The organism is Streptomyces sp. NBC_00669 (assembly GCF_036226785.1).
Classification (GTDB): Bacteria; Actinomycetota; Actinomycetes; order Streptomycetales; family Streptomycetaceae; genus Actinacidiphila.
On the sequence record NZ_CP109018.1, the window covers coordinates 7351464 to 7362710 of the forward strand.

The window sequence follows — 11247 nt, forward strand, 5'->3', positions numbered from 1 at the left end:
ACGGCAACAGTCGTGCGGCGACCAGTTTTCGGACAACTCGCGGGATCGGCAGGGAACTTACTGCCGTAATACCACCTGAATCCGATCGCCGGGTTTCCCCGCCCCGTACCGATCCGTGTCCGCACCCTTGTCCCTGGGGCGGGATTACCGGTAGGACGTGGCCTCGCGCATGAAACGTTATGGTTCCCAGAGTGGTCCCAGTGGGGAGACACCGCATGACCGTGTTCGGACGTCGAAGAGGCCACAGGAGACGGGCGGCGGTGCTCGCCGCACTCGTCGCGACCGCGCTGGCCGTACCCACCGCCGCGTCGGCGCGAGCGCCGGGCGGGCAGTCGGGCGCACCGTCGTCCGGGCACGGCTCCGGCGGGCCGCTCGCTCCGGTCGGGCTGCGCGCCGACGGCCAGGCGTCGGACGCGCTGACCGACGCCGCCCACCCGTCGTTCGCCTGGACGGTGCGTGACACCGGCCGGGCCGAGGCCCAGACCGGCTACGAACTCCGGGTCGCGCCCGCCCGGAACGGCGGAAAGCCCGCGGCGGGAGCGAGTTGGGACTCCGGCCGGGTCAGGTCCGCCGACTCCACCGCCGTCTCCTACGCCGGTCCCGCGCTCGCCGCCGACCGGACGTACACCTGGACGGTCAGGACCTGGAACAAGGAGGGCGCCGCGTCCCCCTGGTCGGCGCCCGCCTCCTTCGACACCGGGCTGCTGAACGCCACCGACTGGTCGGCCTGGTGGCTGCGCACCGACGACGGCGCGCTGACCCGCGGCGACTTCACGGTGACCAAGCCGGTCGCCCGGGCCCGGCTGTACTTCGGCGCGCAGGGCATCGTGGAACCGCACCTCAACGGCGCCCGCGTGCAACCCTCCGAGGTCCTCGACTCCTCGGTCACCGACTACAGCTCACGCGTGCTCTACCGCGACCTCGACGTCACCAGGCAACTGCGCCAGGGCGCCAACACCCTCGGATTCATGGCGGGCAAGGGCCAGTTCAGCGGCCGGCCGGTCTTCGTCGCCCAACTCGACCTCACCTACACCGACGGCTCCACCGCCACCTTCGGCACCAGCCCGTCATGGCAGAGCACCGCGGGCCCGGTGACCGGTGACGACTTCTGGTACGGCGAGACCTACGACGCCCGCAAGGCCGCGCCCGGTTGGGACGCGCCCGGCCACGACGACAGCGGCTGGACGGCCGCGCACGCGCTCTTCCCGGTCGCGCACCCGGTGAGCCTGGCCCAGGGCAAGCCGGTCACCGCGCTGGACACCACGACCACCGCCGGCTGGTCACCGGCCGCCCTCACCGACGGGATCGACAACTCCGTCGACGCCTCCGAGGGCTACCACTCGAAGATCGAGACGACCGCCGACACCACCAAGTGGGTGCAGACCGACCTCGGTTCCGAGCAGCGGCTGCGCACCCTCACCCTCTTCCCGGCCCGTCCCACCAACGACACGGCCGGCGACCTGGTCGGCGCGGGCTTCCCGGTCCGCTACAAGGTCGAGGTCAGCGACGACCCGACCTTCGCCACGGCGACCACCGTCGCCGACCGCACCGGCGCCGACCAGGCCAACCCCGGCACCTCGCCGGTCACCCTCAGCACCGACACCACCGCCCGCTACGTCCGGGTCACCGCCACCAAGTTGCCCTGCAACGCGGCCGGTTGCACCTTCCGGCTGGCCGAACTCGGCGTCTACGGCGCCCACCCCGCGACCGGCTACGACGCCATGACCGCGCTCCGGGCCGACGTGACACCCCCGACCCGCGTCGTACAGACCGTCACCCCGGTCAAGGAGACCCGCCCCGCGGCGGGCGAGCGCGTCTACGACTTCGGCCAGAACCGCACCGGTTGGGTCACCATCAAGGCCGCCCAGCCCGCGGGCACCACCGCGACCCTCACCCAGGGCGAGATCCTGGACGCGAGCGGCCAGGTGACGACCTCCAACATCAGCTTCTCCGCCTCCGACCCGCCCCGGCAGACCAACCGCTACACCTTCGCCGGCACCGGCACCGAGACGTACGCCCCGCACTTCACCTACGCCGGCTTCCGCTACGCGGAGCTGACCGGCCTGCCCGACGACGCCCAGGTCACCGTGACCGCGCAGGTCGTCCACTCCGACGTCCCCACCACCGGGCAGTTCAGCACGTCGAACCCGCTGCTCGACAAGATCCAGGACGCGGTCGCCCAGACCCAGCTCAACGACCTGGAGTCCATCCCGATGGACTGCCCGACCCGCGAGCGGCACGGCTGGCTCGGCGACGCGGGCGACACCGACCAGGAGGCGATGAGCAACTACGACATGCAGGCGTTCTACGCCAAGTGGCTCGGTGACATCGCCACCAGCGCCAACGCCGACGGCAGCATCCCGTCCGTGGCACCCGCCAACGGCGGTCAGGGCTCCTGGGCCACCGACCCGGCCTGGGGCACCGCCTACCCGCAGATCATCTGGGACACCTACACGCAGTACGGCGACAAGCAGCCCATCACCGCCAACTACCCGCAGGTCAAGGCGTGGGTCGACTACCTCGGCACGATCAGCGACGCCGACCACGTGGTGGTGGACTCCCCGACCTCGTGGGGAGACGACTGGCTGGCCACCGTCAGCACCCCGCACGACTACTTCCAGACCGCCTTCTCCTACCTCGACGCGACCCTGCTCGCGAAGATGGCGACCGTGCTCGGCAAGACCGCCGACGCGACCCACTACAGCGCCGTCGCCGACCAGGTGAAGGCGGGCTTCCTCAAGCGCTACTTCGACGCCGCCACCGGCGTCTTCGGCAACGGCTCGCAGCTGTCCTACGCGATGCCGCTCGCGCTCGGCCTGGTCCCGGCCGGCCACGAGCAGACCAGCCTCGACCGGCTGGTGCAGGACATCGCCGCCCACGGCGACCACGTCACCACCGGATTCGTCGGCACCACCTACGTCTACCAGGCGCTCGGTGCCTACGGCCGCAACGACGTCGCCCTCGCCCTCGCCGAACGCGAGGACTACCCGAGCTTCGGCTACATGGTCGACCAGGGCCCCGGCACCATCTGGGAGAAGTGGCCGAACTCCTCGGCCCCCGACGGCACGTCGTCCAAGGACCACATCGGTCTCGGCGGCTCCATCGGCCAGTGGTTCTACCAGCAGCTCGCCGGCATCCAGCCCGGCGACTCGGCCGCCGGCGCCGGATACGGCCGGCTCACGCTCGCACCCAGCGTCGTCGGGGACCTCACCTACGTCTCGGCCACCCAGCACACCGTCCGCGGCACCGTCGAGAGCTCCTGGCAGCGCGACGGCAGCAAGCTCACCTACCACGCGGTCGTCCCGGTCGGCGCCACCGCCACCATCCGGCTGCCGCTGCTGGGAGGTACCGCCTCCACGGTCCGCGAGAGCGGCCGCACCCTCTACACCGCGGGCCGCGCCGGACAGTCCGACCCCGGGCTGACCGTCGGCAAGGCCACCGGACAGACCCTGACGCTGACCGCCGGCTCCGGCGACTACACCTTCACCGTCACCCCGCCGAGCACCTCGGTCACCCACCTGTCCGTCACCGCGACCGCCGCCGCGCCCGTCAAGGCCGGCGCGAGCGGCGACATCAGCGTGGTCGTCTCCGCGGCCGGCACGAAGCCCGGCTCCGCCGTGGTCGGCGCCCAGGTGCCCGCCGGGTGGACCGCGACCGCGACCCCGGCCGCCATCCCGATCACCCCCGCCGCCACGGTCACGCTCGCCACCGTCAAGCTCACCGTGCCCGCCGACGCGGCCAGCGGGGTGCACGCGGTGCCGATCCAGGTACGCGCGCCCGACGGCACGCTCGCCACCAGCACCGTGCAGGTCTCCGTCTTCGGCAGCTGGCCGGCCGGCACCACCGCGGCCGCCTCCAGCTTCCACGCGCCCAACGTCGTCGACGGCGCCACCCGCACCTACGTGCCCGGGAACGCCATCGACGGTGACCCCGCCACCTTCTGGAACGACGACACACAGGACGTCTATCCCGACACCCTCACCGTCACCACGCCCTCCGCCGTGACTCTCGACGGCGTCTCCTTCGTCTCCCATCCCGACGGCGTCCCCACCGACTTCACCGTCCAGACCTGGGACGGCTCCCAATGGGCCACCCGGGCCACCGTCTCGGGGAACTCCGCGGTCAGCCGCTGGATACCCTTCGACACCCCCGTCACCACCACGCAGCTCCGCATCGTCATCACCTCCGTGCAGAACAGCTTCTCCCGCGTGGTGGAACTGGCTCCCTGACGGTGCCGGACCCGCCCGGCCGCCCGTCCCCTGGTTCGAGGGACCTCGCGCCCGGTGGGTGGCCTGTCGCGCGGTTCCCCGCGCCCCTGCTGTGCTTGCCGTTCGCGGAAAACCTCACGCCCCCGCCAGGGGCATGGGCGCGCCATGAACGAGCCGCACCAGCCCAGGGGCGCTGGGGGTACCTCCCAGGCGAAGCTCTGGGGGAGGAACCGCGCCGGCAGCCCCCACCGGTCCCGGGGCCGACGGCGCCACGTACCCGGGCGGTCCGGCACCCCCCGGGCGGGTTCGCTCAGCTCGCGGCGAGCGACTAGCGTGCTGACCATGACTGATACCCGTCCCGGCGCCGTAGCCGTCGGCCTTGCCACCGTCGCTGACGACGGCACCGTCCTCGACACCTGGTACCCCGCCCCGGAGCTGGCCGAGCAGCCCGGCCCGGCAGGGACCGAGCACCTGACCGCCGAGCGCGCGGCGGAACTGCTGGGCGCGGCGGCGCCGAAAGCGCTCGGCCCCGACCCGCGCCGGGGGGTGCGGGTCGTCGCGGTCCGTACGGTGATCGGGTCGCTGGACGACAAGCCGCTCGACGCGCACGACGCGTACCTCCGGCTGCACCTGCTCAGCCACCGCCTGGTCCGGCCGAACGAGCAGAACCTGGACGGCATCTTCGGCCTGCTCGCGAACGTCGCGTGGACCTCGCTCGGCCCGGTGCCGGTGGCCGGCCTGGAGGACGCCCGGCTCGCCGCGCGGGCCGAGGGCACCCACCTGACGGTCTTCGGCGTGGACAAGTTCCCGCGGATGACGGACTACGTGGCGCCCGCCGGCGTACGGATCGCGGACGCCGGGCGGGTCCGGCTCGGCGCGCACCTCGCGGCCGGCACCACCGTCATGCACGAGGGCTTCTGCAACTTCAACGCCGGGACGCTCGGCACCTCCATGGTCGAGGGCCGCATCTCGCAGGGCGTGGTGATCGGCGACGGCTCCGACGTCGGCGGCGGCGCGTCGATCATGGGCACCCTCTCCGGCGGCGGCACCCAGCGCGTCTCGGTCGGCGAACGCTGCCTGCTCGGCGCCGAGTCCGGGCTCGGCATCGCGCTCGGCGACGACTGCGTGGTCGAGGCCGGCCTCTACGTCACCGCGGGCACCCGCGTCACCCTTCCCGACGGCCAGATCGTCAAGGCCGTCGAGCTGTCCGGCGCCGACAACGTCCTCTTCCGCCGCAACTCCACCACCGGCAAGGTCGAGGTCCTCCAGCGCACCGGCTCCTGGGGCGGCCTCAACGCGGCCCTGCACAGCCACAACTGACGGACCGTCAACCGGCCCTCCCGGCCGAGCCGTTCATGAGCGGCTGCCGCGCAGGGACGACAGGACCAGGCGGCCGTAGCGGGTGGTGAGCGCGGCCGCCGTCGCGGCGAGCGAGGCGGCCAGCGCCACCACCAGATCGGTGGCGCTGGTGTCGCCGAGCACCTGGAGGATGGCCAGCGCGGTGGACACCGGGAGGCCCAGCACCGTCAGGACGCCGAGCGCCCCGGCGATCTGCTGGCTCTCCTGGTTCTGCGCGAGCCGCGCGTAGTCCGCGGCTTCGGCGAGGATCTGCGCGAAGCGCTCCGGCAGCCGGTACCTGGCGTGGAACGCGAGCAGCAGGTGGTTGGCGGGGCCGTGCGCGCTGAGGTGCTGGCGCCAGTAGGTGCTCCGGAAGACCGCGATACGGCGTTCCAGGTCGGTGACGCGGCGGGCCAGGCCCGCATCGCCGAACACCGCGGAGAGGTCGTCGGTCAACTCGTCGATGTGGTTGCGCTGGGCGGTGCCCAGCAGCAGCGCGTCGAGGTAGGTGCCGCGGGCGTTGCCGAGCGCGTACTCGTAGAAGTCACCCGGGCCGGTGTCCGGGCGGTGCCCCAGGAACGCGGCGCCCTGGCGCAGCACCAGCGCGCTCCAGTCCGCGGAGATCCGGTTCACCTCCGCCCGCACGGCGGGCAGCGACTCCGGTGCCGGCGGCAGATCCGTCGGGGTGGCGCGCGACGCGAGCGCGTGCAGCAACAGGTCTGCCGCGAGGGGCAGTTCGGCGGTGCCGGGGTCCCGCATCACCCGGCTGAGGTCGGCGGGCGGCGTCAGGAACGCGACGGTGTACGGGCGGGCCAGTGCGAACGGTCCGGCCGGGACCTCCGGGTCGGCGACGCCCGCGAGGAGCGTCGCGGGGGCGAACGGTCCTTGCAGCGGGTCCGGGGCGGTCTCCCCGCGCCTCCTGCCGAGGGCGCGCAGCAGCGGCAGCAGGGGCGCGCCGGTCACCGTGAAGTGCAGTACGGCCAGGGCCTGTTCGGGGGAGCGGGAGCTGGGGGTGCGGAGCAGCTCCATCCCGTCCAGGCGCATCGGGCCCTGGACCAGGGCCGGGTCCGTACGGGTGTGCCACCGGCGGTCGTACAGCGCGCGGCCGGCCGAGGCCGTGAACAGCCGTCGCCGCGCGGCTTCTTCGGCGGCCGCGCCGTGGTCCGCGATCGGAAGGGGGCCCTTCGGCCACGGCGGGTCCGCCGTCAACCGCACCGGCAGCAGCACCGCCAGCGTCTGCCGGGTGCCCTCCGCCGCCACGAACGCACGCGTCAACTCTTCGTTCCAGCCCCCCGACTCGCTCACCCCCACAGCGTCGCCCCCCCTCCCCGCTCACGCAACCGGCCCGCGGGGCCCTGCCCCTGCGGCGAGTTCGCCGGACCACCGGCCGGTGGGCGGCTTGTCGTGCCCCTGGATGGTGAACGTCGTCCGTGGTGGTGGGCCGTGCGGGCTCAGGCAGGCGGTAGCGGCCAGGTGGGGACGTTGAGGGTGATCAGGGACGCGCCGGCAGGGGTGAGGCGGAGTTCGGTGAGGGCGCAGTTGTGGAGGCCGGGGAAGACCCGGCGGTAGGTGCTTTCGGGGAGGCCGAGGAGGCGGCAGAGGACCAGGCGGAAGAGGGTGTTGTGGGCGACGACGAGGACACGCTGCCCCGGGTGGTCACGGGGGATGCGCAGAAGCGCGGCGGCGCCGCGGGCCGCGGCGGAGCGGGGGTCCTCGCCGGAGGGGAAGGGGTGGGCGGCGGGATCGTCGAGGAAGGCGTCGACCTCGCGGGGGTGGGAGGCGCGGAGCTCGCCCAGGGTACGGCCCTCGGCGACGCCGAAGTCGACCTCCAGCAGGTCCGGTTCGACGACGGGAGCGATCCCGGTGGCCCGCGCCGCGGGCTCGGCGGTGCGCCGGGCACGGGACAGCGGGGACGTGACGATGGCGTCGAGCCCGGCGCCCGCCGCCCAGGCCCCGAGCGCCTCGGCCTGTTCGAGCCCGCGCGGGGTGAGCGCGATGTCGCTGACCCCGGTGTAGCGGTTCTCCTCGTGCCAGACGGTCTCGCCGTGCCGGGTGAGGAACAGGGTCGTGGCGGCGGTGGTGGTCATCCGTGCTCCCGTGCGTAGGCGGCCGTCTCCGTGGGAAGCCAGCCGCGGCGTTCCCATTCGTCCACGAGCGCCACGAAGGGCTCGTCGAACCGCCGGCTCACCTCGGGCCGCGGTTCAAGTGTCGTACGCAGCCGCACCATCGGCCGCAGGTCCGACCACGCCGCCGGCTCGGAGCCGCCCGCGGATCGGACGCCGTGCGCGGCGAGCACGGCCATCCCGAGGGCCGAGTCGGCCTGTTCGGGGATGGTGGCCGGCCGGCCGAGCACATCGGCGCGCAACTGGTTCCAGTACGCGCTGCCGGTGGCGCCCCCGGTGAAGGCGACCGGCCCCTCGATCCGGGCGCCCAACTGCCGTACGTAGGAGAGGCACAGGCGTTCCACGAACGCCACGCCCTGGAGGAGGGAGGCGTGCAGGTCGCCGTCGTCGGCGGGGGTGCCCAGGGTGAAGGGCTCGGCGTCGGGCGCCAGGAACGGGAAGCGCTCGCCGTGCGAGACGAGGGGGTAGGAGAGCACGCTCGCCGGCTCGTGCGCGGTGGCGGCCCGGTCCAGCCGGGCCAGGTCGGCCCCGGGGAACGCCCGGGCCAGCGCGCCGGCGCCGACGCTGGAGGCGCCGCCCGGGAGCCAGTTGCCGTCCGCCGAGCGGTGGTTGTAGAGCACGCCGGCCGGGTCGGCGAGCGGGCGCGCCGTGACGCCCTTGATGACGAGGGTGGTGCCGAGAACGGTGTTCCACTGCCCGATGTCCCAGGCGCCCGAGCCGAGTTGGGCCGCGCAGCCGTCCGTCATGCCGGCCACGACCGGGGTGCCCTCGGCGAGTCCGGTCAGGTCGGCCGCCTCGGCGCAGACGGTACCGAGCACGGTGCCGGGCGCCACCACCGGCGGGAAGTCCAGCCCGGACAGGCCCAGTTGCTCGTGGACCGCGCGGGGCCAGCGGCGGCCGTGCAGGTCGTATCCGGTCTTGAGGGCGTGGCTGGAGTCGGTCGGTACCGGGTGCCCGACCAGCCGGGTGGTGACGAAGTCCGCCTGGTGGCAGACCCGGGCGCCCCGGAGCGGCGCCGGGTCGCCGCCGTCCTGGCGGACGAGCCAGAGCAGCTTCGCCAGCGCCCAGCTCGGCTGGATGCGGTAGCCGAGGGTGTCCCACACGTCGGCGGCGGTCTCCTGGGCGTGGCGCGCCTCGGCGGCGGCCCGGCTGTCGTCGTACATCAGCGCGGCGGTCACCGGGGTGCCGCGGGAGTCCGTGAGCAGCACGGTGCCGGAGGTGCCGCACACCGCCAGGCCCCGTACCCGCGCGGGCTCCAGCGGGCGCAGCGTCGCGCGGACCGCCGCGCCGACGCCGTCCCACCAGTCGGAGGGGAGCTGTTCGTGGCGGTCGCCGTCCCGGGTGCCGGTGAGCGGGGCGGAGCCCCGGCCGAGCACCCGGCCGTCGCCCGTCACGGCGAGGGCCCGTACGCCCTGTGTCCCGAGGTCGATCCCCAGCCACAGGTCCTGGTCGGGTGTGTCCGTCACGGGCTCCGGTCCTCTCGTTCGTCCTGCGGGGGCGGGGGGCGCTTTTTCACACCGTGACCACAGCCCCGGTCGGGTGCCTGCCCGCGGGGTGCCGGCGGGTTCCCATCTCGGCTCTCACCTGGTGAGAGACCGCCGGGTGGGTCACTCGACGGGTTGACCTGACGGCCGCCGGTAGTGAACACTGCCGAACGTTACATCAGCATTGAATGTTATATCCACAGTGCAGACTGTTATTGTCGGGTCGACGGATCGGAACAGGGCCGAGGGATGTCACAGGACAAGAACCGCCGGGGGCCGTCGCAGCGGCGCCGCGAGCTGTCGGACCATGTGCTGGCCGAGGGCTCGGTCTCCGCGTCCGATCTGGCCGAGCGGTTCGGGGTGAGTCTGATGACCATCTACCGCGACATCGACGAGCTGGAGCGGGAAGGCATCCTGCGCAAGTTCCGCGGCGGGGTCACGGTCCAGCCGTCCGGCGTCTTCGAGAGCAACGTGGCGTTCCGCAAGAAGACGATGCGGGCCGAGAAGGCGGCGGTCGCGGCGAAGGCGGCGACGCTGATCGAGCCCGGCATGTCCGTCATGATCGACGACTCCACCACCGCGCTGGAACTCGCCCGGCTGCTGCCCGGCATAGAGCCGCTGACCGTGGTCACCAACTTCCTCGAAGCGCTCAACCTGCTCGCCGACGAACGCGGGCTGCACCTGATGGCGCTCGGCGGCGACTACGACCGGCTGCACGACTCGTTCCTCGGCGTGCCCTGCGTGGAGGCGGTCGAGGCGCTGCGGGTGGACCTGTGCTTCGTCTCCACCTCGTCGGTGTACGGCGACTACGCCTTCCACCAGGAGCAGCGGATCGTGGCGGTCAAGCGCGCGATGCTCAAGGCGGCCAACCGCAGCGTGCTGATGATCGACCACTCCAAGCTGGGGCGCACCGCGCTGCACCGGCTGGCCCCGCTGACCACCTTCGACCTCATCCTGATCGACGACCGCACCCCGCCCGACGTCCTGCGTTCCCTCGACGACAGCGGCGTCCCCTACGAGACCGCTCCGACCCCGGCATGAAGGAGACCTCGGCCATGAGAATCCTCGCAGCGGGCGACCACTTCGTCGCTCCCGACCTGTTCACCCGGGAGCTGACCGCCGAGATCGGCACCGGTCACTCCATCGACGAACTGCGGCTGCCGTGGCCGCTCACCCCCTTCGGCCGGGTCGCCGAGGTCGACGAGGCGTCGGGTGACGAGGACACCATGGTCACCGCGTTGCGCGGGGCGCAGGTGTGCGTCACCCAGATGGCGCCGGTGACCCGGAAGATCCTCGAAGGCGCCCCCGATCTGCGGCTGGTGGTGATCGGCAGGGGCGGCCCGGTGAACGTCAACCTCGAAGCGGCGAAGGAGCACGGCGTCCAGGTCTGCAACACCCCCGGGCGCAACGCGGCCGCCACCGCCGAGTACACCGTCGGGATGATGCTCGCGGCGATGCGCCGCATCCCCGAGACGTCCGCCGCGCTCGCCGCCGGGCGCTGGGCCGGCGAGTTCTACACGTACGACAACTGCGGGCCGGGGCTCGACGGTGCGACCGTCGGGCTGATCGGGTGCGGAGCCGTCGGCAGCCGGGTGGCGCGCGCCCTGACCGCGCTCGGCGCGCGGGTGCGGCTGTACGACCCGTACGCCGACGAGCGGGTGCTGCGCGAGTCCGGTGAGCCCGTCGCCGACCTGGACGACCTGCTGCGCGGCTCCGACGTGGTGTCGCTGCACGCGCGGCTGACACCGGAGACCCGCGGGCTGCTCGGCGCGCGCGAGCTGGCGCTGCTGCCGGCGGGCGCGGTGGTCGTCAACTGCGCGCGGGGCGCGCTGCTGGACGAGGACGCGCTCTGCGACGCCTTGGAGTCGGGGCGGTTGGCGGCGGCGGGGCTCGACGTGTTCGCGGTGGAGCCCCCGCCGCCGGACTCGCGGCTGCGGACCGCGCCCCGGCTGGTCATGACGCCCCACCTGGCCGGCGCCAACACCTCTGTCGCGCACAACGCGGCGAGGATCGCGGCCGCGGAGGTGGGGCGGTTCCTGCGCGGCGAGCCGCTCGCGCACCGCGTCGTGTGAGGCGCGCGCGGCGGGGACGCGG

The 11247-nt window shown here is 73.4% G+C and carries 7 protein-coding genes; 4 read left to right on the plus strand and 3 right to left on the minus strand.

Translation table 11 applies throughout. From position 1 onward, the window contains the following. The first annotated feature begins 260 nt into the window (after window positions 1–260). The gene (locus OG896_RS31005) at window positions 261–4229 is read left to right on the plus strand and encodes a family 78 glycoside hydrolase catalytic domain (protein ID WP_329370629.1); all 3969 of its coding nucleotides are present in this window, start codon (window positions 261–263) and stop codon (window positions 4227–4229) included. 321 nt (window positions 4230–4550) lie between these two features. Next, window positions 4551–5528, plus strand: a complete 978-nt coding sequence (dapD, locus tag OG896_RS31010; protein ID WP_329370630.1) for a 2,3,4,5-tetrahydropyridine-2,6-dicarboxylate N-succinyltransferase — start codon at window positions 4551–4553, stop codon at window positions 5526–5528. Between the two features lie 33 nt (window positions 5529–5561). Here the strand turns inward: dapD and OG896_RS31015 are convergent, their stop codons facing one another. The 3 genes from OG896_RS31015 to OG896_RS31025 all read right to left on the minus strand — a co-directional run bounded on the left by OG896_RS31015 (window position 5562) and on the right by OG896_RS31025 (window position 9135). Continuing rightward, complete coding sequence (locus OG896_RS31015; RefSeq protein WP_329370632.1) at window positions 5562–6851, minus strand: hypothetical protein; 1290 nt, start codon at window positions 6849–6851, stop codon at window positions 5562–5564. 146 nt (window positions 6852–6997) lie between these two features. Further along, complete coding sequence (locus OG896_RS31020) at window positions 6998–7633, minus strand: histidine phosphatase family protein (RefSeq protein WP_329370633.1); 636 nt, start codon at window positions 7631–7633, stop codon at window positions 6998–7000. Further along, entirely contained in the window at window positions 7630–9135 is a 1506-nt protein-coding gene (locus OG896_RS31025; protein ID WP_329370634.1) for an FGGY-family carbohydrate kinase, read from the minus strand. Before OG896_RS31025 ends, OG896_RS31020 begins: the two co-directional genes overlap by 4 nt. A 267-nt stretch (window positions 9136–9402) precedes the next feature. Here OG896_RS31025 and OG896_RS31030 point away from each other — a divergent pair, with 267 nt between their 5' ends. Both OG896_RS31030 and OG896_RS31035 read left to right on the plus strand, forming a co-directional pair. After that, complete coding sequence (locus OG896_RS31030; protein WP_328462710.1) at window positions 9403–10194, plus strand: DeoR/GlpR family DNA-binding transcription regulator; 792 nt, start codon at window positions 9403–9405, stop codon at window positions 10192–10194. Window positions 10195–10208: 14 nt separating this feature from the next. After that, a complete protein-coding gene (locus tag OG896_RS31035) occupies window positions 10209–11225 on the plus strand; it encodes a 2-hydroxyacid dehydrogenase (protein WP_329370635.1) in 1017 nt (338 codons plus the stop codon). Window positions 11226–11247 lie beyond the last annotated feature (22 nt).

Excerpts from the sequence above, each read along its gene's own strand:
- dapD (WP_329370630.1), top strand. The coding sequence starts at position 4,551 with ATGACTGATACCCGTCCCGGCGCCGTAGCCGTCGGCCTTGCCACCGTC.
- OG896_RS31020 (WP_329370633.1), bottom strand. The coding sequence starts at position 7,633 with ATGACCACCACCGCCGCCACGACCCTGTTCCTCACCCGGCACGGCGAG.
- OG896_RS31030 (WP_328462710.1), top strand. The coding sequence starts at position 9,403 with ATGTCACAGGACAAGAACCGCCGGGGGCCGTCGCAGCGGCGCCGCGAG.
- OG896_RS31035 (WP_329370635.1), top strand. The coding sequence starts at position 10,209 with ATGAGAATCCTCGCAGCGGGCGACCACTTCGTCGCTCCCGACCTGTTC.